This is a genomic window from Brevundimonas albigilva, from assembly GCF_023573565.1.
Taxonomy (GTDB): Bacteria; Pseudomonadota; Alphaproteobacteria; order Caulobacterales; family Caulobacteraceae; genus Brevundimonas; species Brevundimonas albigilva.
In genome coordinates this window covers 1,051,971-1,075,334 of record NZ_CP097649.1, presented here as the reverse complement: position 1 = coordinate 1,075,334, position 23,364 = coordinate 1,051,971, and the positions used below count along the sequence as shown (strand labels likewise).

29 protein-coding genes and 3 tRNA genes are annotated in these 23,364 nt (G+C 70.7%); 15 read left to right on the top strand and 17 right to left on the bottom strand.

Features of this window, described 5'->3' with window-relative positions; all coding sequences use genetic code 11:
* Nucleotides 1-3 precede the first annotated feature (3 nt).
* The 7 genes from M8231_RS05350 to M8231_RS05320 form a co-directional block, all read right to left on the bottom strand.
* A complete protein-coding gene (locus M8231_RS05350) occupies nt 4-1,029 on the bottom strand; it encodes a ribonuclease E/G (protein ID WP_250202406.1) in 1,026 nt (341 codons plus the stop codon).
* Nucleotides 1,026-1,601 (bottom strand): Maf family protein, encoded by a 576-nt coding sequence (locus tag M8231_RS05345; RefSeq protein WP_249750893.1) that lies wholly within the window; start codon nt 1,599-1,601, stop codon nt 1,026-1,028. Before M8231_RS05345 ends, M8231_RS05350 begins: the two co-directional genes overlap by 4 nt.
* Nucleotides 1,602-1,613: 12 nt before the next feature.
* On the bottom strand, nt 1,614-1,832 hold the full coding sequence (infA, locus tag M8231_RS05340; RefSeq protein ID WP_008261544.1) for a translation initiation factor IF-1: 219 nt from the start codon (nt 1,830-1,832) through the stop codon (nt 1,614-1,616).
* A 103-nt stretch (nt 1,833-1,935) separates the two neighbouring features.
* Nucleotides 1,936-2,403, bottom strand: coding sequence for a UPF0262 family protein (locus M8231_RS05335; protein WP_249750894.1), 468 nt, complete (start codon nt 2,401-2,403; stop codon nt 1,936-1,938).
* On the bottom strand, nt 2,400-2,867 hold the full coding sequence (locus M8231_RS05330; protein WP_249750895.1) for a DUF2948 family protein: 468 nt from the start codon (nt 2,865-2,867) through the stop codon (nt 2,400-2,402). The genes M8231_RS05335 and M8231_RS05330 overlap by 4 nt, the downstream gene beginning before the upstream one ends.
* Nucleotides 2,857-4,146, bottom strand: coding sequence for a UDP-N-acetylglucosamine 1-carboxyvinyltransferase (gene murA / locus M8231_RS05325; RefSeq protein ID WP_249750896.1), 1,290 nt, complete (start codon nt 4,144-4,146; stop codon nt 2,857-2,859). The genes M8231_RS05330 and murA overlap by 11 nt, the downstream gene beginning before the upstream one ends.
* A 90-nt stretch (nt 4,147-4,236) precedes the next feature.
* Complete coding sequence (locus M8231_RS05320; RefSeq protein WP_250202405.1) at nt 4,237-4,431, bottom strand: hypothetical protein; 195 nt, start codon at nt 4,429-4,431, stop codon at nt 4,237-4,239.
* 110 nt (nt 4,432-4,541) lie between these two features.
* On the opposite strand from M8231_RS05320, the gene M8231_RS05315 reads away from it, so the two are divergent.
* Nucleotides 4,542-4,616: transfer RNA gene (locus M8231_RS05315), tRNA-Thr, on the top strand.
* Between the two features lie 55 nt (nt 4,617-4,671).
* On the opposite strand, the gene M8231_RS05310 is transcribed toward M8231_RS05315, so the two are convergent.
* The 4 genes from M8231_RS05310 to lipB form a co-directional block, all read right to left on the bottom strand.
* Nucleotides 4,672-5,244, bottom strand: coding sequence for a hypothetical protein (locus M8231_RS05310; protein WP_249750897.1), 573 nt, complete (start codon nt 5,242-5,244; stop codon nt 4,672-4,674).
* A gap of 52 nt (nt 5,245-5,296) precedes the next feature.
* A complete protein-coding gene (gene msrB, locus M8231_RS05305) occupies nt 5,297-5,788 on the bottom strand; it encodes a peptide-methionine (R)-S-oxide reductase MsrB (RefSeq protein ID WP_249750898.1) in 492 nt (163 codons plus the stop codon).
* A 79-nt stretch (nt 5,789-5,867) separates the two neighbouring features.
* Complete coding sequence (locus tag M8231_RS05300; protein ID WP_250202404.1) at nt 5,868-7,346, bottom strand: hypothetical protein; 1,479 nt, start codon at nt 7,344-7,346, stop codon at nt 5,868-5,870.
* Between the two features lie 127 nt (nt 7,347-7,473).
* Nucleotides 7,474-8,190, bottom strand: a complete 717-nt coding sequence (gene lipB / locus M8231_RS05295; protein ID WP_249750900.1) for a lipoyl(octanoyl) transferase LipB — start codon at nt 8,188-8,190, stop codon at nt 7,474-7,476.
* Between the two features lie 66 nt (nt 8,191-8,256).
* On the opposite strand from lipB, the gene M8231_RS05290 reads away from it, so the two are divergent.
* The 7 genes from M8231_RS05290 to M8231_RS05260 all read left to right on the top strand — a co-directional run bounded on the left by M8231_RS05290 (nt 8,257) and on the right by M8231_RS05260 (nt 13,479).
* Complete coding sequence (locus tag M8231_RS05290; protein WP_250202403.1) at nt 8,257-8,508, top strand: FliM/FliN family flagellar motor switch protein; 252 nt, start codon at nt 8,257-8,259, stop codon at nt 8,506-8,508.
* Nucleotides 8,509-8,585: 77 nt separating this feature from the next.
* Nucleotides 8,586-8,670: transfer RNA gene (locus M8231_RS05285), tRNA-Leu, on the top strand.
* A gap of 66 nt (nt 8,671-8,736) precedes the next feature.
* Nucleotides 8,737-10,152 (top strand): magnesium transporter, encoded by a 1,416-nt coding sequence (mgtE, locus tag M8231_RS05280; protein WP_250202402.1) that lies wholly within the window; start codon nt 8,737-8,739, stop codon nt 10,150-10,152.
* 80 nt (nt 10,153-10,232) lie between these two features.
* Complete coding sequence (locus M8231_RS05275) at nt 10,233-11,315, top strand: lysozyme (RefSeq protein WP_250202401.1); 1,083 nt, start codon at nt 10,233-10,235, stop codon at nt 11,313-11,315.
* Between the two features lie 46 nt (nt 11,316-11,361).
* Nucleotides 11,362-12,525, top strand: a complete 1,164-nt coding sequence (locus M8231_RS05270) for an isovaleryl-CoA dehydrogenase (RefSeq protein ID WP_249750904.1) — start codon at nt 11,362-11,364, stop codon at nt 12,523-12,525.
* A 32-nt stretch (nt 12,526-12,557) separates the two neighbouring features.
* The gene (locus tag M8231_RS05265) at nt 12,558-12,740 is read left to right on the top strand and encodes a DUF3008 family protein (RefSeq protein WP_250202400.1); all 183 of its coding nucleotides are present in this window, start codon (nt 12,558-12,560) and stop codon (nt 12,738-12,740) included.
* Nucleotides 12,741-12,819: 79 nt separating this feature from the next.
* Nucleotides 12,820-13,479, top strand: a complete 660-nt coding sequence (locus M8231_RS05260) for an exopolysaccharide biosynthesis protein (protein WP_249750905.1) — start codon at nt 12,820-12,822, stop codon at nt 13,477-13,479.
* Between the two features lie 248 nt (nt 13,480-13,727).
* Here the strand turns inward: M8231_RS05260 and flaF are convergent, their stop codons facing one another.
* Nucleotides 13,728-14,090 carry a flagellar biosynthesis regulator FlaF gene (gene flaF / locus M8231_RS05255; protein WP_249750906.1) on the bottom strand — a complete coding sequence of 121 codons (363 nt, stop codon included), beginning with the start codon at nt 14,088-14,090 and terminating at the stop codon, nt 13,728-13,730.
* Nucleotides 14,050-14,472 carry a flagellar biosynthesis repressor FlbT gene (gene flbT, locus M8231_RS05250; protein WP_249750907.1) on the bottom strand — a complete coding sequence of 141 codons (423 nt, stop codon included), beginning with the start codon at nt 14,470-14,472 and terminating at the stop codon, nt 14,050-14,052. Before flbT ends, flaF begins: the two co-directional genes overlap by 41 nt.
* Nucleotides 14,473-14,630: 158 nt before the next feature.
* On the opposite strand from flbT, the gene M8231_RS05245 reads away from it, so the two are divergent.
* The 7 genes from M8231_RS05245 (at nt 14,631) to M8231_RS05215 (ending at nt 18,931) form a co-directional block, all read left to right on the top strand.
* Nucleotides 14,631-15,071, top strand: a complete 441-nt coding sequence (locus M8231_RS05245) for a hypothetical protein (protein WP_250202399.1) — start codon at nt 14,631-14,633, stop codon at nt 15,069-15,071.
* A gap of 10 nt (nt 15,072-15,081) precedes the next feature.
* Nucleotides 15,082-15,276 (top strand): hypothetical protein, encoded by a 195-nt coding sequence (locus M8231_RS05240; RefSeq protein ID WP_249750909.1) that lies wholly within the window; start codon nt 15,082-15,084, stop codon nt 15,274-15,276.
* Between the two features lie 63 nt (nt 15,277-15,339).
* On the top strand, nt 15,340-16,200 hold the full coding sequence (locus M8231_RS05235; protein WP_249750910.1) for an AAA family ATPase: 861 nt from the start codon (nt 15,340-15,342) through the stop codon (nt 16,198-16,200).
* A 75-nt stretch (nt 16,201-16,275) separates the two neighbouring features.
* The gene (locus M8231_RS05230) at nt 16,276-17,061 is read left to right on the top strand and encodes a methyltransferase type 11 (RefSeq protein WP_249750911.1); all 786 of its coding nucleotides are present in this window, start codon (nt 16,276-16,278) and stop codon (nt 17,059-17,061) included.
* Nucleotides 17,062-17,159: 98 nt separating this feature from the next.
* Complete coding sequence (locus M8231_RS05225) at nt 17,160-17,801, top strand: YfbR-like 5'-deoxynucleotidase (RefSeq protein WP_430641182.1); 642 nt, start codon at nt 17,160-17,162, stop codon at nt 17,799-17,801.
* Between the two features lie 4 nt (nt 17,802-17,805).
* Entirely contained in the window at nt 17,806-18,747 is a 942-nt protein-coding gene (locus M8231_RS05220) for an NUDIX hydrolase (RefSeq protein ID WP_250202398.1), read from the top strand.
* A 94-nt stretch (nt 18,748-18,841) separates the two neighbouring features.
* Nucleotides 18,842-18,931: transfer RNA gene (locus M8231_RS05215), tRNA-Ser, on the top strand.
* 52 nt (nt 18,932-18,983) lie between these two features.
* Here M8231_RS05215 and nadC read toward each other — a convergent pair.
* Genes nadC through nadA form a run of 4 tightly spaced genes read right to left on the bottom strand, consistent with a single transcriptional unit; the run spans nt 18,984 to nt 23,359 of the window.
* Nucleotides 18,984-19,844: a carboxylating nicotinate-nucleotide diphosphorylase gene (nadC, locus tag M8231_RS05210; RefSeq protein WP_249750912.1), complete on the bottom strand. Its 861-nt coding sequence runs from the start codon at nt 19,842-19,844 to the stop codon at nt 18,984-18,986.
* Nucleotides 19,841-21,358: an L-aspartate oxidase gene (locus tag M8231_RS05205; protein ID WP_249750913.1), complete on the bottom strand. Its 1,518-nt coding sequence runs from the start codon at nt 21,356-21,358 to the stop codon at nt 19,841-19,843. Before M8231_RS05205 ends, nadC begins: the two co-directional genes overlap by 4 nt.
* Nucleotides 21,355-22,224 (bottom strand): metalloprotease, encoded by an 870-nt coding sequence (locus tag M8231_RS05200; protein ID WP_249750914.1) that lies wholly within the window; start codon nt 22,222-22,224, stop codon nt 21,355-21,357. The genes M8231_RS05205 and M8231_RS05200 overlap by 4 nt, the downstream gene beginning before the upstream one ends.
* A 55-nt stretch (nt 22,225-22,279) precedes the next feature.
* Nucleotides 22,280-23,359 carry a quinolinate synthase NadA gene (gene nadA, locus M8231_RS05195; RefSeq protein ID WP_249750915.1) on the bottom strand — a complete coding sequence of 360 codons (1,080 nt, stop codon included), beginning with the start codon at nt 23,357-23,359 and terminating at the stop codon, nt 22,280-22,282.
* Nucleotides 23,360-23,364: the final 5 nt, after the last annotated feature.

Sequence of the window (23,364 nt, the reverse complement as noted above, 5' to 3'; positions counted from 1 at the left end):
GCGTCAGTCCTCCTGGATACGGCCGCGCCCCGGCGCGACGGACGGGTCAGCGACCACGGCCGCGCGGGGCCCCAGGGCGGCGACCAGCGGCGTCGCGACCGCCGCCTCCTCGGGGGCGCAACGCGCGACGACGCGCGCGGTCGCCGTGTCCGTCAATATATGGCGCCTCAGGTCGCGGACCAGGGCCTGGGCGTGGGTGCGGCCGCTCGGGCTCAGGACCTCTTCGACCGGGGTGCGGGTCCACGGCAGGGACAACTGAGCCAGGCCGAACCGGCTGACCGGCCCGAACGCCGCCTGCGAATCCTCTGCGAAGGCCGCGCGGACGGCGCGGGACAGCGCCTCTCCGTCGCGTCCGTCGCCGATCGCATCGACGATCACCAGGCCGCCCCACGCCTTCAGGCCGATCAGCCGGGCGGCCTGGCGCAGGCCCTCGGCGTTGGCGCGCGCCCGACCCTTGGCCGGGTCGCGGCCGGGCGCGGGGGCGTAATCGATATCCACGGCGACCAGGGCGCGGGTGCGCTGGACCGCCAGGTCCAGCCCGTGGCCGGGAAACGCATGGACCTCGGCCAGGGCCTCCGATTCGGCCTCGCGCGAGGCGTCGATCGCGGGGACGCCCGTCAGGATCGGCGCGCCGGGCGCGAGGCGGCGCAAGGTGTCGGCGATCGAAGGACCGGGTTCGAGCAGGCGCGGCGCCCCCTCCCCCGCACCCAGGCGGCGAACCGCCGCACCCTTGCCGCCGCGCGGCTCGGCGACGACGACCACCTCGACCCGCGCGCCCTGCGCCAGCGAATCGTTCCGGCCCAGGGGAAGAAAGGCGTCGGCTTCGGCGCCCAGGTCGACGAAGGCGCCGCGCAGGCCCGGATTGACCTGCGTCACCCGGCCGACCGATCGCGCGCCCAGGCGATGCTGGGGCGCGTCCGCGTCGCGATGGATCAGGAGATGGGTGTAGCGGCCGCCGCGCGCGATCACGCCGCGCATCTCTCCCGGCGTGTCGTCGAGAAAGACCTCCGGATCGGTCGGGCCGGTCATGGCCGCCAGCCGACGCCGTTCAGCAGTTGCACGGTCTCATAAAGCGGCAGCCCCATCACGGCGGGATGACTGCCGACGATGCGCTGGACGAAGGCGCCCGCGGGCCCCTGGATGCCGTAGCCGCCGGCCTTGCCTCGCCAGTCGCCGGTGGCGACATAGGCGTCGATCTCGGCGTCCGACAGCGGCTTGATGCTGACGCGGGTCTCGCTGACCCGCACCGACAGGCGGCCGTCGCGAACCACGGCCACGCCGGTGTGCACGCGGTGATTCCGCCCGGACAACAGTTTCAGAAAGCGCACCGCCTCCGCCTCGTCGGCCGCCTTTTCCAGAAGACGGCGGCCCACGGAGACCACGGTGTCAGCGGCGACGACGACGGCTTCGGGCCGCCGGGCCGCCACCGCCCGCGCCTTGGACACGGCCAGGCGCTGCGCCAGACGCGGCGGCGTCTCGCCCTTCAGCGGCGTCTCGTCGATGTCGGCGGGGTCGATGTGGTCGGGACGAATCCCGACCTGCGCCAGCAGTTCGATGCGGCGCGGGCTGGCCGAGGCCAGCACCAGTTCGGGACGGCTCACGCGAGCCCGCCCTTACTTGAAGCGGTAGGTGATGCGGCCCTTGGTCAGGTCATAGGGCGTCATCTCGACCAGGACCTTGTCGCCGGCCAGCACGCGGATGCGGTTCTTGCGCATCTTGCCGGCCGTGTGGGCGATGATTTCGTGATCGTTCTCGAGCGTCACGCGAAAGGTGGCGTTCGGCAGCAGTTCGCTGACGGTGCCGGGAAACTCGAGCAGTTCTTCCTTAGCCATGCGGCCTCTCACGCCCGTCGAAAACGACATCGGCCCCACGCCGGGCGGGCGCGTGGGGCGGAACGGACGGGCCTAATGCCCGAAAATGCACAGATAGTCGAGGTCAGCCGCGACGGTAGAGGGCGCACACCAATGTGAAAAGCCGGCGCGCCGTCTCCCGGTCCAGGGCGACCTTGCCCTCCAGCCGCTGGGTCAGCTGGTCGGCGCCTTCGTTGTGCAGCCCCCTGCGGCCCATGTCGACGGCCTCGATCTGGCTGGGCGAGGAGCCGCGCAGCGCCTCGTAATAGCTGTCGCAGATCAGCAGATAATCGCGCAGCACTGTCTTCAGCGGCGTCAGGCTCAGGGCGTAGGTCCGCGAGAAGGCCGGCCCGGCGATGTCGAACACCAGCCGGTTGTCCTGCAGCGACAGCTTCAACGAATACGGCCCGCCTTCGGAATCGACGGGCTGGAAGCTGTTCTTCTCGACCAGGTCGAAGATGGCCACCCGCCGCTCGTGCTCGATCTCGGCGGTGGCGGCCGGCAGGGTGGCGGCGTCCAGGTCCACCGAGGTCAGGACGTGCGGGCCGCTCATGCCTCCGCCTCGCCCAGGTGGGTGGGGGCCACCCGCGCCGGCCAGCGCTCGGAGATGTCGGTGACCACCGCGTCCAGGCATTCGACGTCCACCCGCAGGTCGCCGCCGCCGGCGAACATCAGGATGACCCGCCCGCCCGGCGCCTCGGTCGGCAGGAAGTCCAGCGCCAGCAGTTCCAGCGAAGCGTCGGGATTGCGCGGCAGGCGGCGGCTCTTGACCGCGGTCACGTCGCCGAACTGCATCGCCGAGCGGACGCGCGTGCCGCCGCACTCCCAGCAGAAGCGACTGAAGGCGATGGTGACGGTGCGCGCCTGCTTCTCCCAGACGATGTCGATGGGGCGCAGGATCGCATCCTGCAGCGCCGCGGAGATGATCTGCAGATCGTCGGCGTCCTCCGCCAGCAGACGCAGCGGCTCGACCGGCGCGTCGGAAGCGGGCGCGGAGGCGTCGATGTCAGTGCTCATCACCCGTTTCCTTGATCCGGCGAATCGAAGCCCCGCAGGCGCCGAGCTTCTCTTCCAAACGCTCGAACCCGCGATCCAGATGATAGACGCGGCCGACCGTCGTCTCACCTTCGGCGACAAGGCCGGCGATGACCAGACACATCGATGCGCGAAGATCGGTGGCCATCACCTGGGCGCCGTGCAGCGCCTCGACGCCGGTGACGTGCGCCTCGCCCGCGTGCACGGCGATGTCCGCGCCCAGCCGCGCCAGCTCCGGCACGTGCATGAAGCGGTTCTCGAAGATGGTCTCGCGAATGGTGCTGACCCCCTCGGCCGTGGTCATCAGGGCCATGAACTGGGCCTGAAGGTCCGTGGCGAAGCCGGGATAGATGGCCGTTTCGACGTCGACCGCCTTCAGCCGCTGCTTCGGGTCGCGGCGGATCACCACCCCGTCGTCGGTCGGCGTAACCTCGACGCCCGCCTCGACCATCTTGTCGGTCAGGCCCGCGATCAGGTCCGCGCGCGCCTTGGTCAGCCGCACCTGCCCGCCCGCCATGGCCGCCGCCACGGCGTAGGAGCCCATCTCGATCCGGTCGGGGATCACCGACCAGGTGGTCCCGCCCAGCGAGGGCACGCCGGTGATGGTCAGGACGTCGGTGTCGATCCCGTCGATCCGGGCGCCCATCGCCGTCAGGCAGCGCGCCAGGTCGCCGATCTCGGGCTCGCGGGCGGCGCGGCGCAGGACCGTGGTCCCCTCGGCCAGAACGGCGGCCAGCAGCGCGTGCTCGGTCGCGCCCACGGAGACGAACGGAAACTCGATCTCGGCGCCCCTCAGCCCCTTGGGCGCAGTGGCCGAAACATAGCCCTCCTCCAGTTCGATCGCCGCGCCCAGCGCCGTCAGCGCCTGCAGGTGCAGGTCCACCGGACGCGCGCCGATGGTGCAACCGCCCGGCAAAGAAACCTTGGCGTGGCCGGTGCGCGCCAGCAGCGGCCCCAGCACGTTGAACGAGGCCCGCATCTGGCGAACCAGGTCGTACGGCGCGAAGGTGGAGGTCAGCTCGGCGGCGTGGAACAGGCTTTCCTGACCGTCCGGGCCGTCGGTCTCGGTGACCTCGACGCCGAACTGGCGCAGCAGCTGTCCCAGGAACCGCGTGTCCGCCAGACGCGGCATGTTGGTCAGCCGCAGCGGTTGATCCGTCAGGATCGAGGCGGCCATCAGCTTGATGGCGGAATTCTTGGCGCCGCTGACGGGAATGTCCCCGTGAAGCTGGGCGCCGCCCTGAATGGCGATGCTGTCCATGACGTCCTTGAAGCGCCCGGATCGAACGCCGGGGGATCGCCTCTCTAGCAAGCGGCCGCACCGGCGGGAAAGGCCGCGGACCGATGAACTTCAGTTGCGGTCCTTGAGCGGCGCCGCCGGCCGGGGCGCCTTGCGGCGCCGCAGGTTCTCGCGCAGCGCCGAGGCCAGCCGCGCGGCCCGTTCCATCCGCGCCTTGTCCGCCGCCGAAGGCGCTGATGATTCGGACGGATTCGGCGGCGTCCCGGCGTCGGGCGGCGTATCGGCGTCATGCGGCGGCTGGCTCATGGCGCGATCATGGCGCGATCCGGGGTTCTGTCCAAACTTTCTTTGCTCAGGTCAAAAACGGGCTTCCATCGCCGGAAGGGTTTGGCTATACGGCCGCTTCCTCAGTCGGGGCCGCCGTAGCTCAGTGGTAGAGCGCATCCTTGGTAAGGCTGAGGTCGGCAGTTCAATCCTGCCCGGCGGCACCATCTGAGACTGAAAAGGCCCGGCGATCCGCCGGGCCTTTTTCGTTTGCGCCGCCGCTCAATCGGCCAGCAGACCGCCCCGACCGGGAGAATTCGGCCAAGAGTCGCGGTCGTCGTCGCGATCCTTGGACCAGGAGAAGCCCATCGACAGGGTGCGGCTGTCGCCGCCGTCATAGCCGCGATAGCGCCCCAGGCCATACGTCGGGCCGTAGGTCGGGCCGAACGCGCCGGGATAGCCCCAATAATAGGGCTGGTTGCGGCCCTCGCGGTACGCCAGGTCCAGGCGGCCGTTCTCGCCCACCGGCAGGGAGACGGCCGCGCCGTAGCTGCGATAGCCGCCGGTGCCTATGCCCGCCTCCACCATGCCGTGGATCTCGCGATCGTCGCTCGGCGCGGCGGCCACGGCTTCCTCGAAGGACGGCGCCCGTTCGCGCGCAGCCAGCCAGCGCTGGATCTGCTCCTCGGTGGTCATGCCGTGCGGCGTGGCGTCCTGGGCCGTCGGAGCGGGCGCCGCGACCGGCGCCGGCGCCGAAGCCGCGGCGGCCAGGTCCAGCGCGCCGGTCGGCGCCGTGGTCACCACGCCGTCGGGATCGGCCAGGGCGGCGATGGTCAGCAGGCTGGCGATCAACATGGTCGATACTCCTTACGCTGACGCCATCCTATCACGGCGATTGCGGCCAAGGTCAGGCCTTTCCGTCGCCCCGGCCCAGCGGGTCCGGCAAGGGCTCGCCCTCGGGCACGAAGGTCAGCGCGACCGAGTTGATGCAGTAGCGGTCGCCGGTCGGCGGCGGCCCGTCGGGGAAGACGTGGCCCTGGTGGCTGTCGCAGCGGGCGCAGCGGGTCTCGACCCGCACCATGCCGTAGCTGGTGTCGCGCACCGCCCGGACGTTGGCGGGATCGACCGGCTCGGTGAAGCTGGGCCAGCCTGTGCCGCTTTCGAACTTGGCGCCGCTGCGGAACAGCGGCAGGCCGCATTCGCGGCAGCAGAAGACGCCCGCGCGCTTTTCGCCCAGCAAGGTTCCGCAGAACGGCGCCTCGGTGCCGTGCGCCAGCAGCACCCGCTTCTCCTCCGGCGACAGATCGGCCTCCAGCCGGGCGCGCTCTTCGTCGGTGGGCGGCGTCAGGTCGAAACCCGAGGGGGACGGCTGGGCGGGGCGCGTGTCGGTGTCGGTCATGACACGCAAATAAGAAGGGCCGGACAGAGGTTCCACCCCTGCCCGGCCCCCGCCTGCAAGATCAGGCCTGGCGGCGCGCCTAGAACAGCGTGCCCACCCAGGTCCGCACGGCCGCCTCGTCGGTCGGATTGCCGGTGTAGGCCAGGCCCTGGGCCGGCGTGAACGGCGCGTCGTTGCCCCGCTCGCGCGTCATCCAGGCCTTGTGGCCGTAGCTGAGCTCCGCATAGTTCGACGGCAGGCGCAGCACGGTCGGCTCGATGAAGATCGAATCCTCGGCCGTCGCCGATCCGGCCAGGCGCACGTTCGGCAGGCGCGTCAGCAGGTCCAGCGTGTCCAGGCAGCCGCTGGTGCAGCCGCCGTCGACCAGCACGATCACCGGCCCCTGCACAGGGTTAGCCGCGCCCGTGTCCGGCACCGACGGGCGGCCCGGCAGGGTGAAGGTCGCCTGATTGGCCGCCAGGGCCGAATCGAAGGCGGCGACGATGGCCTGGGTCTGCTCGATGATCGGCGCCGATTCCTGGACGAAGCGCGGATCGGCCTGCATCCGGGCCAGGGTGTCGACGAACCACTGGCGGTTGGCCGGGGTGGCCCGATAGGTGACGGAGCCGGCCTCGGGCTGGCGGCTGACGGTGAACTCCGGCGTCCAGATGCGGTTGGCCAGGCCATAGCCGCGCGACGTGGCGTTCAGCGCGGCGCCGTTGGCCCCGCGCAGGTCGATGACCACGCCCTGCGGCCCGCGGATCGCCGGCAGCTGCGCCTCGACCGCGGCGTAGAAGGCGTCCCAGCCCGCGTCGTCGGCCAGGCTGTGGACGTGGATCCAGGGACGGCCGTCGACGGTTTCGACCGCCAGCGGATTGGCGCCGGGCGTATAGACGCTGGCGCGGTAGGCGGCTTCCATCGCCGCGCGGTCGACGGTCTGGGGCGGCAGGCGATAGTCGCGGGTGCGACGGCCCTGCTTGAACTGGCATTCCCCGGTCGGAACGCCGCCGGCGAACGGGTTGTTGCGGTTCCACAGCAGATAGGGCGCCGTGCGCACCTTGCCCGCCTCGGTCGTCAGGTCGCCTTCCCAGCGGTCCAGCTTTTCGGAGGCCATCTGGGCGGCGGTTTCCTCGCCGCAGCCCACGAAGACGGCGCCGACCGGCGGCAGGCCCCGCACGCCCGGCTGCACATAGGAGACGACGTATTCGCCGTTGCGCCAGGCCGTCGCCAGCCCCGGCCAGCCGATGGCGAAGAACGGCCCCAGGCCGTCATAGGTCGGGCGGATGGCGATGTTCGAATCACGGAAGCCGTTGGCGTAGAACCGCATCAGATAGGCGTGGCTGTCGCCGCTGTTGACGCGGCCGACCTGACCCAGGGCCTCTTGCAGGCCGGCGTCGATCCAGGCGCGGAAGTCCTCGCTGGCGGCGCCGGGAACCACGGCGGCGGGATGGTTGGCGGCCAAGGCGTCGTGCGCGGCCTGAAGGTCCTGCTGCGCCAGCGCGCGGAAATCCTGGGCCGAGGCGGCGCCGGCGGCGAGAGCCACGGCCAGGGCCGAGGCGGCGGCGAACATGCGGGTCATGGGGGAACTCCTGAAGCCTGCTCACGAAGGGGGCGACGACGTTAAAGCTTAACGTCCCCACGCTTGCCAACCCCGCAGGCCGCCTTTTCGCCCTCGCATCGCCCCGGATGCGGCGATGCGGCGCGGCCTACAGGGGCGGCGTCGCCGGCGTCGTCGGGCCGAACAGGCGGCGGAAGCTGTCGTGCAGCGCGCCGTCCGCCTCGTCCATCGCCGCCAGGACGCCCAGGTCGACCAGGCTGGTCACCCCATGCTCCTGGATGCCGCACGGCACGATGCCGCCGAAGTGGGACAGGTCGGGTTCGACGTTCAGGCTGACGCCGTGGAAGGTCACCCATTTGCGGACCTTCACGCCGATGGCGGCGATCTTGTCCTCGCGCGCCCAGCCCGCGCCCTTGCGTTCGACCCACACGCCGACGCGGCCGTCGCGCACGCCCGCCGGGACGCCGAAGGCGGCCAGCGCCTCGATCAGCCAGCCTTCCAGCCCGCGCACGAAGGCCCGCACGTCGCGCCCGCGCCGGCCCAGGTCCAGCATCACATAGGCCACGCGCTGGCCGGGGCCGTGATAGGTGAACTGCCCGCCCCGCCCCGTCCGGTGGACCGGGAAACGCCCGGCGTCCAGCAGGTCCTCGTCCCGCGCCGAGACGCCGGCGGTGTAGAGCGGGGGATGCTCCAGCAGCCACACCATCTCTGCCGCCTCGCCCGCGGCGATGGCGGCGACGCGCGCCTCCATGAAGGCCTCGGCGGCCGCATAGTCGACGGGGGCGGCGGAGACCGCCCATTCGACCGGACGATCGTCGTCGCGAAACAGCGTCCTGGACGGGGGACTTAACGGCTCGGCAAGCATGACCCTTCAATGTGGGCGGCGGGGCGGTTGCGCAAGGGCGCGCGCCCGAGTGAACCGGATCGCATCTTGAGCCAGATCGAAGCTGTCGACGTCGAAATCTCCGTGGTGCTGGGCCGGTCGGTGCTGCCGATGTCCCAATTGCTGCGCATGGGCCGCGGCGCGGTGATTCCGCTGGACGCCTCCGAGCGGGACGAGGTGTGGATCCTGGCCAACAACCACCCGGTGGCGCGCGGCGAGATCGAGATTCGCGACGACCGCATCGCCATCACCGTGACCCGCCCCGCCGACGTCTATGACTTCATGGCCGGCGCGGCCTGACGGCCCGTCCCGGCGACGTCGTTGCTGGCACTAGACACCCGCCGCCCACTCGTCTATTCGCCGCCGCTCCGATGCGAGCGGTCGTGGCGGAATTGGTAGACGCGCAGCGTTGAGGTCGCTGTGGGGCAACCCGTGGAAGTTCGAGTCTTCTCGACCGCACCATCTGGTTTGACAGGGCGATTCATCGGCTAACTGCGGCTGGGCACACTACCAACGGGAGGCGACAACGTGAGCACCACGGACACCGCCCTCCTGAGCGCCGAGCCGGATGTCGAGGAACACGTCGCCCTGGACGAGGACTACGTCCTCACGCCCGGCTTCGTCGAAAAGGTCGTGGACGCCGCCGACGACGGCGACGGAATGCGGCTGCGCTCGCTGCTGGAAGACCTGCACCCCGCCGACGTCGCCGACCTGATGGGCTTCCTGACGGCCGAGCACCGGGCCGTGGTGGTGCTGTGGCTGCCGCCCGAACTGCTGGCCGAGACCCTGCCCGAGCTGGACGACGGCATCCGCGAGGAGGTGCTGGAGCGCGTGCCGCACGGCACCCTGGCCGAGGCGCTGCAGGAACTGGATTCCGACGACGCCGCCGCCGTGGTCGAGGACCTGGAGGACGACCAGCGCGAACGCGTCCTGGCCGCCATGCCCGAGGTCGACCGCGCCGCCATCGAGAGCAGCCTGGGCTATGCTGAGGATTCCGCCGGCCGCCTGATGCAGCGCGAGGTCATGGCCGCGCCCCAGTTCTGGAACGTCGGCGACACCATCGACCACATCCGCCGCCAGGGCGACGACCTGCCCGAACTGTTCTTCGACATCTATGTGGTCGATCCCGTGAACCGCCCCGTCGGCGGCGTGGCGGTCAGCAGCCTGCTGCGCGCCCCCCGGTCCACGCCCCTGTCGGACCTGATGGACCCGATCAACGAGATCGCCGTCGACCAGGACCAGGAAGAGGTCGCCTACATCTTCGAGAAATACCACCTGATCTCGGCGCCCGTGGTCGACGCCGGCGGGCGGCTGGTGGGCCAGATCACCGTCGACGACATCGTCAACATCATCCAGGAAGAGAACCGCGAGGACATCCTGCGCCTGGCCGGCGTGTCCGACGAGGATCGCGGCTCCAGCGTGGCCGAGATCGTGCGCGGCCGCGTGCCCTGGCTGGCGATCAACCTGGCCACCGCGGCCCTGGGCGCCAGCGTCATCGGCCTGTTCGAGGGCACCATCCAGCAGATCGTGGCCCTGGCGGTGCTGATGCCGATCGTGTCGGCCATCGGCGGCAACGCCGGGACCCAGGCCCTGACGGTGACGGTGCGGGCGCTGGCGACGCGTGAGCTGAACTCGGCCAACGCCACGCGCACCTTCCTGCGCGAACTGGCGGTGGGCATGGCCAACGGCCTGGTCCTGGCGCCGCTGATCGGCGTGGCGGCCGCCTTCTGGTTCCGCGACGAGGACTGGCGCATCGGCCTGGTCATCGCCGCCGCCATGGTGCTGAACCTGCTGGTCGCGGCGATGGTGGGGATGCTGACGCCCCTGACCCTGTCGAGGCTGAAGCTGGACCCCGCGGTGTCCTCGGCCGTGTTCGTCACGGCGACGACGGACTTCTTCGGCTTCCTGATCTTCCTGGGCCTGGCGACGATCGTCCTGCTTTAGCCGCGAGGCGGGCGTAGGTCGGCCCGCCCCTTGCTGAGATCGGTGCGAGGGCCCCGCCTCCGTATCGAATTGGGTCAATCGTGTCCGAAGCCGTAGTGAATCCGAACAAGGTGTCCCGCGCCGGGGTCATCCTGATCAAGAGCTTCGAGGGCTTTCGCCCGGCGGCCGTGCGCCGCGCCGACGGCGTGTGGGTGATCGGCTATGGCCACACCGCCTCGGCCCGCGAGGGCGCCACCGTCTCGGAATCGGACGCCGAACTGCTGCTTCAGTACGACCTGATCCCGGTGGTGCGCGCCGTGCGCGAGGCGGTCACGGTCCCGCTGAACGGGCATCAGTTCGACGCCCTGGCCAGCTTCGCCTTCTCGGTCGGGGTCGAGCGGTTCCTGGTCTCAGACGTCCTGGTCCTGGTCAACGCCGGCCGGCCGCAGGACGCCGCCGCCGCCATCCTGGGCTGGCACGACGCGGCCGAGGCACATCTGCCGCCGCGTCGCCGCACCGCCGAGCGCGCCCTGTTCAACACCGCGCCCGGCGCGCCCGCCGCCCTGGTCGACCTGCTGATGCAGCCTCTGGCGCCGTTTCCGGCCGTGGCCGCGCCGCAGGACGCCTCGCCCCAGGACGCCGACGTGGCGCCTTTCCCCAGCGCGAACGACGCCGATTTCGGAGCCTCGGCTCCGGCGGGTTTCGGCACGGACGGTCCCCTCACCGCCCGTGATCCGATAAGAGCGGCCCCGGCGTCTCTCGACGCCGGGGCGGTTCTGACGCTGACCGAACGGACCGCCACGGACCGACTGGCCCTGTCGGCGGCCAACGACGCCCCGCCCGCGCCTGCGGCTGCGGACCCCGCCCCGGCGGACACCCGCGTGGTGTGGTCGGGCGACGCCCCGGCCGCACAGACTGACGAGGCCGCCGCCCCCGCCGAGGCCGCCGAGACCTTGAAGCCGGCCCCCGCCAGCGCCGATCCGGGCAGCCCCTGGCCCTTCTTCATCCTGGGCGCGCTCGGCATGGTGGCCTTGGGGGCCGCCGGGGCCGCCTTTCGTCGTGCGGCGCATCCGGGCGGCGGCGACACGGGACTGATCGGCGCCGCCCTGGGCGTCATCGCCGTCGCCTGCATCGCGGTCGCGGGCTGGAACCTGTATCAGCGCTGGGGCCGTCCCGGCCGCTGAAGGCCGCGCTTGGCGAAGGGCCGTGCGCGATGCTACGCCCTTGGGCATGAGCATTCCCTTCGCGCCCCAATCCATGGAATTCGGCCTCGGCGAGACCGCCGACGCCATTCGCGACACGACCGCCCGCTGGGCCGCCGACCGGCTGGCGCCGCGCGCGGCCCAGATCGACGCGACCAACACCTTCGCGCGCGACCTGTGGCCCGAGATGGGCGAACTGGGGCTGCACGGAATCACTGTCGAGGAAGAGTTCGGCGGCCTGGGCCTGGGCTACCTGGAACACGTCGTGGCGATGGAGGAGGTGTCGCGCGCCTCCGCCTCGATCGGCCTTTCCTACGGCGCCCACTCCAATCTGTGCGTCAACCAGATCCGCCGCTGGGGCACGCCCGAGCAGAAGGCGAAATACCTGCCCAAGCTGATCTCGGGCGAACACGTCGGCTCCCTGGCGATGTCGGAGGCCGGCTCCGGCTCGGACGTCATGTCGATGAAGACCCGCGCCGACAGGAAGGGCGACCGCTACGTCCTGAACGGGACCAAGTTCTGGATCACCAACGCCCCGCACGCCGAGACCCTGGTGGTTTACGCCCGCACCGGCGACGGCAACGGCGGCGTCACCGCCTTCCTGATCGAGAAGGGCATGAAGGGCTTCAGCGTCTCCAAGAAGCTGGACAAGATGGGAATGCGCGGCTCCGACACCGCCGAACTGGTGTTCGAGGACTGCGAAGTCCCCGAAGACAACATCATGGGCGGCGAAGGACGCGGCGCCGCCGTGCTGATGAGCGGCCTGGACTATGAGCGCGCGGTGCTGTCGGCCGGTCCGCTGGGCATCATGCAGGCGGCGCTGGACGTGGTCCTGCCCTACGTCCGCGACCGCAAGCAGTTCGGCAAGGCCATCGGCTCGTTCCAGCTGATGCAGGCCAAGGTGGCCGACATGTACGTGGCCCTGAACAGCGCCCGCGCCTACGTCTATGCGGTCGCCCGCGCCTGCGACCAGGGCAAGACCACCCGCTACGACGCCGCCGGCGCCATCCTGCTGGCCTCCGAGAACGCCGTGAAGGTCACGCTGGAAGCCGTCCAGGCCCTCGGCGGCGCCGGCTACACCAGGGAATGGCCGGTCGAGCGGCTGGTCCGCGACGCCAAGCTCTACGACATCGGCGCCGGCACCAACGAGATCCGCCGCTTCCTGATCGGCCGGGAACTGCTGGGAAGCTGACGGCTTCTCCTTCACGGAAGGAGACCATCCCCATGCCCGCCAAATCCGCCGCCCAGCAAAAGGCCGCCGGCGCCGCCCTGTCGGCCAAGCGCGGCGACACGCCCAAGTCCGAACTGAAGGGCGCGTCCAAGTCGATGCTGTCGATGAGCGAAAAGCAGCTCGAGGAATTCGCCCACACCAAGCGCAAGGGCAAGCCCGAGCACGTCAAGCGCTGAGCCTGCGGCGCGGCGGCTTGGCGATCTTACGAAACGGTATGTGGCGGGCCGGGATCATCTCGCCTAAATGCCTCCAACCGTGACCCGAGCGCCGCTGCCGATGCCCCCGATCGACGACCAGACCGACGCCACGCGCCGCTTCTCCGACGTGCTGGAATCCCTGGGCGAGGGCGCGGACCCGAAACTGACGCTGCAGGAACTGGTCGCCGCCTTTGGCGAGCGCGGCTTCGGCGCGATCATCCTGGTGCTTTCGCTGCTGGCCCTTCTGCCCTGGCCGCCGGGCGGCAAGGCGGTCTTCGCCCTGCCCATAATCCTGATGTCGCTGGAGCTGGCGTTTCAGCGCGACACCGTCTGGCTGCCCCGCTGGGCCCTGCGCGCCTCGGTCAGCCGCGCGGCCTACCGATCGGGCGTCTCGCGCATCATGAAACTGATCCGCAGGGTCGAGGCGCTGACCCGGCCCCGCCTGCACTATCTCACCGGCGAGGTCGCCGACATCGTGACCGGCCTGGTCTGCGTGGTCCTGGCGCTGATCATGGCGCTGCCCATTCCGTTCGGGGACGCCCTGCCCGGCATCGCCCTGGTGCTGTTCGCCATGGGCATGATGCAGCGCGACGGCGCCGCCATCATCCTGGGCGTGATCGCCACGGCGGCCTGCGGCCTGTACCTGTTCCTGATCTGGGCCACGGTGGTGGAGGTGGCCCACCACGTCGCGGGCTGGTTCGCCCACCTGGCGGGCTGAGAGAACAAAAGGGCCGCCGCGTCGCCGCGACGGCCCTTCATTGTCTGACCGCGAACGGCCGGACCGCAACTCAGCCTGAAAGGATCAGGCCCGAACCTCTCCGAGGCCCAGGGTCGCGGCCACCGCACGCGATTGATGACAATGAGACACTGGATCACCTCCTTTCGACTGTTGAACAGGGAGATGAAAGGTAAGACGCCCCAAGGCCTTGTGCAAAGAGGCTTCCCGATTTCGTGAAGGGCGCGCCGTCAGGCCGCCTGCTGCTGGCCCGACAGGCCCTGCATCATCATGCGGTTCAGGTCGATCAGGTCCTGGAAGGTCTCCTCGCCGCGCATGACGGCCGACGAATGGCGGTTCACGAACAGGCTCAGCGAGATGATCTGCGCCCGCATCGACTGGCCCAGGGCGTTGTGCGGGCTGGTGCAGTCGGTCGCCAGCGCGCTCCACAGCCGCCGGTTCCAGTCCAGGGCGTCGATCCGCGTCGCCACGTCGGTCGGCTCCACGCCCGAGGCGTGGACGAGCGCGCGCGTCACCTGACCGAACAGGCGATACTCCATGTCGCGCGGCGACTCAGTCCGGGTCGCCGCCGCCGTGTACGCCTGAAGCGACATTCAGCACTCTCTCTTCATATTCGACAATCTTGCGGGCCGACATCAGGGCCTTGTAGTATTCGCGCGCCAGCACGTGGCGCGACGCCGAGACGCACTCGGCCAGGATGTCCGCATTGCGGGTGGCGCCCATGAACTCGGTGATGCGCAGCGCCATCTCGTCGTAGAACTTGGCCGCCGATCCCTCGTCCAGATACATCATCATGATCGGGAAATAGATGCGGCGCGCGGGCGTGGTGACGTCCTCGGCCTGCATGATGTCCTTCTCGCGCAGGACGCTGGCCTTGTTCTGCAGGATCAACACGCCCCGACGATCGCCGTTCTGCACCACGGCGCCGTTCAGCACGAACTTCTCGCCCGGCTTGAGAGACAGCTTCAAAGGCATCGGCGGAGGACTCCCACGATCCGGCGCGATCGCTTGCGTCATAAGCCGACCGGAACGAATCCAGGTTAAAGAAGCAGGGTTAACCATCCCTTGTCCGCCGGGTCCGTGGGAACGCCTAGCCCCCGCCTCACGTTGTCGAACCAGACAGGAGGCGAACGATGGCCGACATCGATTTTGACGACGATCAGGAACAGTCCGAAACCTTCGACGAGACGCATCTCGACGACGAGGGCGACGGCGAATTCCTGCTGGACGAGGCCGATCCGGTGCTGGACGTGACCCAGGCCGACGGCGACGCCGACGAGGACGCCTTCGACGAGGACGACCTGGACATCGACGACCAGCTGGCCCTGGACGGGGTCGAGCGCGAAGCCGACGCCCTGCTGGGCGTCGACGGCGAGCAGCGCAACCAGTCCGACGCCGACAGCAACGGCGCCCAGGCCGACGACGAGGTCGAACTCGTCTATTCCGGACTGATGCGGAACCAGCGCGGGGCCCAGGCCAGCGCGGCGCACTGGGAGGCCAAGCGCCTCTCGGACGACGACATCGAAGACCTCGGTTACGGCCCCGACGCGGACGCCGATCAACCGCAACGATAAGGAGAGACCCATGGACAAGGACGCCCGTCGCGACGCCGACACCGACACCCCGCACGCCAAGCGCGCGCCCGCCGACGCCGCCAAGCCTGATCAGCTGAACGAAGGCGACCGCAAGGCCGAAAGCCGCCAGGAAGCCCTGGTCGACGAAGGCATCGAGGAAACCTTCCCCGCCAGCGACCCGGTCTCGGCCAAGCGCATCACCTGATCGCTGTTCAGGATCGCCCCGATCCGCTAACCCGCTTCGTGACATTCACGGAGCGGGTTTTTCATGGGCCGGTTCGAAGGCACCGATCGCTATATCGCCACCGACGACCTGAAGGTCGCGGTCAACGCCGCCGTGGCGCTGGAACGGCCGCTGCTGATCAAGGGCGAGCCCGGCACGGGCAAGACCGTCCTGGCCTATGAGATCGCCAAGGCCTTCGACGCCCCCCTGATCACCTGGCACGTCAAGTCCACGACCAAGGCCCACAACGGCCTTTACGAATACGACGCCGTCAGCCGTCTGCGCGACAGCCAGCTGGGCGACGAACGCGTGCACGACGTCCGCAACTACCTGAAGAAGGGCAAGCTGTGGGAGGCGTTCACCGCCCCCGTCCGCCCCGTCCTTCTGATCGACGAGATCGACAAGGCCGACATCGAGTTCCCGAACGACCTGCTTCAGGAACTGGACCGGATGGAGTTCTACGTCCAGGAGACCGACGAGACCATCCGCGCGGACATCCGCCCCATCGTCATCATCACCTCCAACAACGAAAAGGAGCTGCCGGACGCCTTCCTGCGCCGCTGCTTCTTCCACTTCATCCGTTTCCCGGACGCCGAGACGCTGGCCGCGATCGTCGAGGTCCACTTCCCCGGCGTAAAGCCGCGCCTGGTCGCCGAGGCGCTCAGGACCTTCTACGAGATCCGCGACACGCCGGGCCTGAAGAAGAAGCCCTCCACCTCGGAACTGCTGGACTGGCTCAAGCTGCTGCTGGTCGAGGACATCGACGCCGAGACCCTGCGCGAAAAGGCGCCGAACAAGCTGATCCCGCCGCTGCACGGCGCCCTGCTCAAGAACGAACAGGACGTGCACCTGTTCGAGCGGCTGGCCTTCCTGAACCGCCGCGAAGGCGGCCGGCCCGGCGGCTGAGGCCGGCATTACCTCGATTTCACTGGAACGGCGGCGCGCCAGGCGCACAATGACCGGCGACAAGAGGTGTCGACCATGCGTTTCGTTCTGATCCCCCTGATGCTTGCCGCCGGCCTGGCCGGCTGCGACGGCGACAACGCCGTCCGCATCACCACGACCACCACCTCTTCCTCCTCCCCTGACGCCCTGGGCGTGCTGAAGGTGGTGGACGCGCTGCAATGCCCCCAGACGCTGGGCGCCCTGACGCGCAAGGGTTCGGCCGATCCGGGCGGCGCCGCCTGCACCTATGGCGGGCCGCGCGGCTCCGAGGTGGTGCTGCATCTGGTGCCGCTGGACGGTCTCACCGTCGAACAGGCGCTGGCGCGGTTCGAGCAGGACGCCCTGGCGGCCATGCCCCAGGCCGCCGTCCGCATCGACGCCCGCGCCGATGACGGAGACCAGCCGGAAACCGCTTCGGTCCAGGCGCCGGGCGTCAACATCCAGGCCAAGGGCGAGGACGCCACCGTCAGCCTGCCGGGCCTGCACATCGAGACCCAGGGCGACAAGGCCAGCGTCCGCATCGCCGGCATCAACATCCAGTCCGCGGACGGCCAGGGCGTTCGCACCGAAAAGACCGCCGTCAGCGTCGACTCCGCCGGCGACACGACCCGCGTGCGCACCCGCGCGCCCGGCGACAGCACCCGCGTCACCTTCCTGCTGGCCGACGACGCGGTACCGCCCGGCGGCTGGCGCCAGGTCGGCTTCGAGGCGCGAGGCCCCGCCGGCGGCCCCCTGGTGGTGGCGGCCGTGCGCTCCAAGGATCGGCATGACCGGGTGTTCGACGCCGCCAAGGACCTGGTCGCCCTGAACGTCGGCGACTAGGCTTTTCCACGCTTGGCGTGCCCTATCGGGCCGCCGCGCCTTGATCCGCGGCGCGCAATGCGTCACCTGACCTGCCCAACGACTGCAGGACGGACGACTTGGCCGAGCGCCCCCGGAAGAAGAACGAACCCCGCGCCTGGCAACGGATGCTGTCCGGCCGCCGGCTGGACCTGCTCGATCCCTCCCCGTTCGACATCGAGATCGAGGACATCGCCCACGGCCTGGCGCGCGTGGCGCGCTGGAACGGCCAGACCATCGGCGAGCACGCCTTCTCCGTCGCCCAGCACAGCGTCGTGGTCGAGGAGATCGCCGCCCACATCAAGCCGGGCCTGGACCCGAAATGGCGCCTGGCCGCCCTGCTTCACGACGCCTCGGAATATGTGATCGGCGACATGATCTCGCCGTTCAAGGCGGCGCTGGGCTCGGGCTACAAGGAGTTCGAGGCGCGGCTGGAGGCGGCGATCCACGTCCGCTACGGCCTGCCGCCCAAGACGCCCCAGACCATCAAGTCCCTGATCAAGAAGGCGGATAAAGCCTGCGCCTTCTTCGAGGCCACCCAGCTGGCGGGCTTCACCGAAAAGGAATCCCTGGGCTTTTTCGGGTCGCCCCCGCCCGGCTACAGCCTGGTGATCGAGCCCCAGCCGGCCTCGGTCGCCCAGGCCCGCTATCTGGAGCGATACCAGGTGCTGGCCAAGGCGGTCGGTCTGATCCCCTCCGACGACGCCTGGCACACGGAGTAGGGACATGGCGCAGGCGACGGAACAGGGGGTTCGCATCGGCCTGTCGGTCGTCGTCATGACCCTGCGGGGCGCCCAGGCCGTCGTTCTGACCGCGCCGATCGAAGGCGGCGTCCGCGCCCTGCCCTTCGGCCCCTTCGACCCCGCCCGCGACCGCACGTTCGAGCGGGCGCTGCGCGACTATGTGACCGACCAGACCGGCTTTCGCCTGGGATTCGTCGAGCAGCTCTACACCTTCGGCGACGCCGGCCGCGCCTCGCCGCGCGCCACGCCGGGCCCGGACCAGATGCGCGAGGTCTCGGTCGGCTATCTGGCGCTGACGCCCGACGCGGCCGACGACCAGACCCACGATTCGCGCTGGGACGCGGTGTTCGACTTCTTCCCGTGGGAGGACCGGCGCGGCGGCGCGCCGGCCCTGCCCGCCGCCGTCGCCCAGCGCCTGCTGGACTGGGCCGGCGCCGACCCGCGCCGCCTGGCCCGCGCGCGCGCCCTGTTCGCCCTGGCCCCCGACCACCGCTGGAACGAGGAGCGGGTGCTGGAGCGCTACGAGCTGCTCTATGAGGCGCGCTTGGTGGCCGAGGCCTTTCGCGACGCCGACCAGCCCGCCCCGCCCGACACGCCCGGCCGGCCGATGGCTTCGGACCACCGCCGGATCCTGGCGACGGCCCTGGGCCGGCTTCGCAGCAAGCTGAAATACCGCCCCGTGCTGTTCGACCTGACGCCCGAGACCTTCACCCTGTCCCAGCTTCAGGCCGCGGCCGAGGCCATCGCCGGGCTGTCGCTGCACAAGCAGAACTTCCGTCGCGGGGTGGAGCGCACGGGCCTGGTGGAGCCCACCGGCGTGATGTCGGCCGCCACCGGCGGCCGGCCCGCCGAACTCTTCCGGTTTCGCGGCGTCGATCCCCAGGCGGGGGCCGCTCCGGGCCTGTCCCTGCCCGCCCAGCGATAGCGGACGGATTTCTTTCACGAACGGCTTGCGATGCGCCGCGCCGCCCATTAGAGAAGCCGCTCGCTCAACCATGCCTTCATGGAAACGGCCTCGCGGAGAGGTGGCAGAGTGGTTGAATGTACCGCACTCGAAATGCGGCGTGCCTTTACGGGTACCGGGGGTTCGAATCCCCCCCTCTCCGCCATTCCGCCGAAAACAGCCTGGTCTGATCCGCCGATCCCGGCCGACGGCGCGGGTCAGAGCGCGTCCAGGCCGATGTCCAGATTCGGCGCGGAGTGGGTCAGGGCGCCGACCGAGATGACGTCGACGCCGGTCTCGGCGATGGCGCGCACCGTGGTCAGGTCCACCCCGCCCGAGGCTTCCAGCGTCAGCCGTCCGTCCACGCGACGCACGGCCCGGCGCAGGTCCGCCAGGCTGAAGTTGTCCAGCATGACGACGTCCGGCCCGACGCCCTCGGGCAGCAGGGCCAACACCTGGTCCAGCTGGTCCAGCCCGTCCACCTCGACCTCGACCTTCATCAGGTGCGGCGCGAAGGCGCGGGCGCGGCGCACGGCCTGCCCCACCCCGCCGCAGACGGCCACGTGGTTGTCCTTGATCAGTATGGCGTCGTCCAGGCCGAAGCGGTGGTTGATCCCGCCGCCGCAGGCGACCGCGTGCTTCTCCAGCGCCCGCAGGCCCGGCGTGGTCTTGCGCGTGTCGGCGATGCGCGCCTTCGTGCCCGCGACGGCCTCGACATAGGCGCGCGTCAGGGTCGCCACCCCGCTCAGCCGGCCCAGCAGGTTCAGCGCCGTCCGCTCGGCCGACAGGAAGGCGCGCGCGTTCGCCTCGACCACCGCCAGCACCGTCCCGGCCTCGAACGCCTCTCCGTCGCGATGACGCGGGTCGACGCGCGCCTCGGCGTCCATCGCCCGCACGGCCAGCCGCACCGCGTCGATCCCGGCCAGCACCCCGGGCTTGCGCGCGGTGAAGGCCGCCGTCATCCGCGCCGTCGCCGGAATGCAGGCGGCGGCCGTCACGTCCCCGGCCCGCCCCAGGTCCTCGGCCAGGGCCAGGCGCACGACGGGCTCGATCATGACGTCGGGAAGGCTTCGCATCATTCCGCCGCCAGCATTTCCGGCTGCGTCAGGCGCACCCGCGTGCGCCGCGCCTCGGCCGCCGTTTCCGGATAGTCCGAGCGATAGTGCCCGCCCCGGCTTTCGCGCCGGTCCAGCGCCGCCTGCACGACCAGCCGCGCGGCGATCAGCGGCGCCGCCGGGCCGTTCTCGGCCTCCAGCCGGTCGATCAGCGCCAGCACGCCCGACAGGCCCGCCGCGTCCCGCACCACCCCGACATGATCGGTCATCGCCGCCCGCAATTCCGCCAGCGCCGCCTCTGGCAGGTCGGCCAGCCGGGGCGCCGGGCGCGGCCGCCCGCCTCCGGTCTGGGCCGCCGCCGCCCGGCCCGCGCCGCGTCCGAAGGCGGCCGCCTCCAGCAGCGAGTTGGACGCCAGCCGGTTGGCCCCGTGCACGCCGGTCGCGGCGCACTCTCCGACCGCGTACAGGCCCGCCAGGCTGGTGCGCCCGTCGACCTCGGCGGCGATCCCGCCCATGTGATAGTGGCAGGCCGCCATCACCGGGATCGGACTGACGCGCGGGTCCAGCCCGCTTCTCAGACAGGCGGCGAAGACGGCGGGAAACTCGTGCGGGAAGGCCTCGCCCACCGCTGCGCGCGCATCCAGAAAGGCGCCGCGCCCCTGCATCCGCGCCGCATGGACGGCCCGCGCCACCACGTCGCGCGGCTTCAGGTCGGCGTCGGCCGCCTGGCCCAGCAGGAACCGTCCGGCCCCGTCGATCAGCCGCGCCCCCTCGCCACGCAGCGCCTCGGTCGCCAGCGGCGCGGGGTCCAGCCCCACGTCCATCGCCGTGGGATGAAACTGCACGAACTCGGGATCCAGGATTTCGGCCCCGGCCAGGGCGGCCAGCGCCATCCCCTCGCCCTTCAGCGCGCCGGGCGTGGTCGTCGCGGCGTAGAGGCCGCCCGCGCCGCCGGTCGCCAGCACCACGGCTCGCGCGACGATCTCCAGGCGTCGCCCGGCCCCGCCGCGCCCCACCGCCGCGCCGACCACGCGGCCCGTCTCGTCCTGCAACAGGCCGGTCAGCCGGGCGTCTTCCCAGACCTCGATCGCCTTCTCGGCGCGCACGGCCGTGACCACGGCCGACAGGATGGCCCGCCCGGCCCCGTCGCCGCCCACGCGGGCGACGCGGGCCACGCTGTGCGCCGCCTCCAGGCTGACGACGAAGCCGCCGTCGGCGTCCCGGTCGAACGGCGCGCCCAGGGCGGCCAGCCACTCCACCGTCTCGCGGCCCCGGTCCGTCAGCGCGCGCGCCGCCTCGGCCTCGACCAGGCCGGCGCCGGCCGCCTCGGTGTCGCGGGCGTGCAGGACGGGCGAATCCGCCGCGGTCAGCGCCGCCGCCATTCCGCCCTGCGCCCAGGCCGAGGAACAGCCGCTCAGCAGCGGCTCGGGCGTGACGACCAGCACCCTGGCCCCCGCGCGCGCCGCCTCCAGCGCCGCCGACAGCCCCGCCAGGCCCGCGCCGACCACCAGCACCCCGTCATGGCGCACGCGGTTCATCGCCCGAACCCCAGATAGGCCAGGCCCAGCCGCACGGCGTCGGCGGGCGAACCCTCCGCCACCGGCAGCAGGGCGCCCACGGCCGCCGCGCCGCACAGCGCCGCCGTCAGCAGATACAGACCCAGGCTCTTGCCCGCCTCGAGCCAGCTCAGCGTTCCCCAGGCCGGACGCCACACGCCCCGCTTCAGGTGCGCGACGACCGCCAGGCCCAGGAAGACCGCCAGGATGAACCGCCCCGTCGAGACGCCCCACCAGACCACGGCCGCGCCGATGACCAGCAGCACGACCTGCTCCAGCCGCGGATGCACCCGGGTCAGCACCGGCCCCAGCGCCTTGGAGCCGTCCAGCGGCGGCGCGGGAACCAGGTTCACCAGGTTCAGCATGGCGATGAAGAAGGCGCCCGCCATCCACTCGCCCTGCCCGGTCGCCAGGCCGACGGCGACGAAGGGGATCATGGCCAGAAGGCCGAACGCCGGCCCCGCCAGCGACACCAGCACCCCGTCCCATTCGCTTCGGGGCTCGCGCCGGCCCTTGGCCAGACCGCCCAGGAACGGAATGATGTAGATGCGCGCCGGCCCCATGCCCACGCCGTTCATCACCAGGGCGTGCCCCGCCTCGTGCACGAACAGGCCGAACAGGATGGCGCCGGCCACGATCACGCTGCCGGTGATCCACCACAGGAAGCCGCCCATCAGCAGGGTGGAGGCCGCGGCCCAGACCAGGCTCTGGTCCTTTTCGACCGGCGCTTGGTCCGCGGCGGGGGCCGTGGCGCGGGCCGGCCCGGCGACGGGGGCGGCCTCGGGCTTGGGGTCCCAGGGGCCTGGGGCGCGGCCCGGCTTGCGAAGGGTGTTTTCGGTGTCGCTCATGGCGGTTCAGATGGGCCTCGCGCCCGGTCCCGACGAGGGGACCGAACGCCGCGCCTCAGATCAGCTCCACATCGACGTGGTGGCGCGCCTTGACCAGATCGTAGCGCGCCGGCTTCACCGGCGGCGGCAGGTCGATCATCCGCTGCACGGCCAGGCGGCCGCGCTCCAGCATCTCTTGCGGCACGGTGACCTCGAACTGCATGTGCGCCAGGCAGTCGCGGATGTTCTCCAGGGTGATCCGCTTCATGTGCGGGCACAGGTTGCACGGCCCCACGAACTCGACCCCCGGCACGTCGCCCTTGATGTTGGACGCCATCGAACATTCGGTGATCAGCACCACCCGCTTGGGCTTTCGCTGCTCGACATAGTCGGTCATCGCCGCCGTCGATCCGGCGAAGTCCGACGCCGCCAGGATTTCTTCGGGACATTCGGGGTGGGCCAGGACCTCGGCGTCCGGCCAGGCGTCGCGCATGTCGGCGATGTCCTGGACGGTGAAGCGCTTGTGCACCTCGCAATGGCCCTTCCAGGCGATGATGCCCACCGTCGTCTGGGCCGCGACGTTGCGCGCCAGGAATTCGTCGGGGATCAGGATGACGCGGTCGACGCCCCATTCCCTGGCCGCCCATTCCACCACCTGCACGGCGTTGGCGGATGTGCAGCAGATGTCGGTCTCGGCCTTCACGTCGGCGGTGGTGTTCACATAGGTCACGACCGGCAGGCCCGGATAGCGCTGCTTGATCAGTCGCACGTCCGCGCCGGTGATCGACGACGCCAGCGAACAGCCGGCCCGCAGGTCGGGGATCAGCACCGTCTTCTCAGGCGACAGGATCTTGGACGTCTCGGCCATGAAGTGCACGCCCGCCTGGACGATCACCTTGGCGTCCGACCGCGCGGCCTCCTTGGCCAGGCCCAGGCTGTCGCCGACATAGTCGCCGACGCCGTGGAAGATTTCGGGCGTCATGTAGTTGTGGGCCAGGATCACCGCGTCGCGCTCGCGCTTCAGCCGATTGATCTCGCTGATCAGCCGGGCCTGTCCGGGCCATTCCAGCGGCGTGACGTGGTCGCGGACCTTGGCCCACACCCCGGCGGTCTCCCGCTCCAGTTCCTTCGTCAGACCAAAGGCGCCGTCGGCCATGATCG

Coding starts and splice junctions, on each gene's coding strand:
- infA (WP_008261544.1), bottom strand. CDS start 1,832: ATGGCTAAGGAAGAACTGCTCGAGTTTCCCGGCACCGTCAGCGAACTG.
- M8231_RS05310 (WP_249750897.1), bottom strand. CDS start 5,244: ATGTTGATCGCCAGCCTGCTGACCATCGCCGCCCTGGCCGATCCCGAC.
- M8231_RS05320 (WP_250202405.1), bottom strand. CDS start 4,431: ATGAGCCAGCCGCCGCATGACGCCGATACGCCGCCCGACGCCGGGACG.
- M8231_RS05220 (WP_250202398.1), top strand. CDS start 17,806: ATGGCGCAGGCGACGGAACAGGGGGTTCGCATCGGCCTGTCGGTCGTC.
- msrB (WP_249750898.1), bottom strand. CDS start 5,788: ATGACCGACACCGACACGCGCCCCGCCCAGCCGTCCCCCTCGGGTTTC.
- M8231_RS05270 (WP_249750904.1), top strand. CDS start 11,362: ATGAGCATTCCCTTCGCGCCCCAATCCATGGAATTCGGCCTCGGCGAG.
- M8231_RS05335 (WP_249750894.1), bottom strand. CDS start 2,403: ATGAGCGGCCCGCACGTCCTGACCTCGGTGGACCTGGACGCCGCCACC.
- M8231_RS05205 (WP_249750913.1), bottom strand. CDS start 21,358: ATGAACCGCGTGCGCCATGACGGGGTGCTGGTGGTCGGCGCGGGCCTG.
- M8231_RS05235 (WP_249750910.1), top strand. CDS start 15,340: ATGGGCCGGTTCGAAGGCACCGATCGCTATATCGCCACCGACGACCTG.
- nadC (WP_249750912.1), bottom strand. CDS start 19,844: ATGATGCGAAGCCTTCCCGACGTCATGATCGAGCCCGTCGTGCGCCTG.
- flbT (WP_249750907.1), bottom strand. CDS start 14,472: ATGCCTTTGAAGCTGTCTCTCAAGCCGGGCGAGAAGTTCGTGCTGAAC.
- M8231_RS05245 (WP_250202399.1), top strand. CDS start 14,631: ATGGCCGACATCGATTTTGACGACGATCAGGAACAGTCCGAAACCTTC.
- nadA (WP_249750915.1), bottom strand. CDS start 23,359: ATGGCCGACGGCGCCTTTGGTCTGACGAAGGAACTGGAGCGGGAGACC.
- flaF (WP_249750906.1), bottom strand. CDS start 14,090: ATGTCGCTTCAGGCGTACACGGCGGCGGCGACCCGGACTGAGTCGCCG.
- M8231_RS05200 (WP_249750914.1), bottom strand. CDS start 22,224: ATGAGCGACACCGAAAACACCCTTCGCAAGCCGGGCCGCGCCCCAGGC.
- M8231_RS05350 (WP_250202406.1), bottom strand. CDS start 1,029: ATGACCGGCCCGACCGATCCGGAGGTCTTTCTCGACGACACGCCGGGA.
- lipB (WP_249750900.1), bottom strand. CDS start 8,190: ATGCTTGCCGAGCCGTTAAGTCCCCCGTCCAGGACGCTGTTTCGCGAC.
- murA (WP_249750896.1), bottom strand. CDS start 4,146: ATGGACAGCATCGCCATTCAGGGCGGCGCCCAGCTTCACGGGGACATT.
- M8231_RS05265 (WP_250202400.1), top strand. CDS start 12,558: ATGCCCGCCAAATCCGCCGCCCAGCAAAAGGCCGCCGGCGCCGCCCTG.
- M8231_RS05240 (WP_249750909.1), top strand. CDS start 15,082: ATGGACAAGGACGCCCGTCGCGACGCCGACACCGACACCCCGCACGCC.
- M8231_RS05300 (WP_250202404.1), bottom strand. CDS start 7,346: ATGACCCGCATGTTCGCCGCCGCCTCGGCCCTGGCCGTGGCTCTCGCC.
- M8231_RS05330 (WP_249750895.1), bottom strand. CDS start 2,867: ATGAGCACTGACATCGACGCCTCCGCGCCCGCTTCCGACGCGCCGGTC.
- M8231_RS05230 (WP_249750911.1), top strand. CDS start 16,276: ATGCGTTTCGTTCTGATCCCCCTGATGCTTGCCGCCGGCCTGGCCGGC.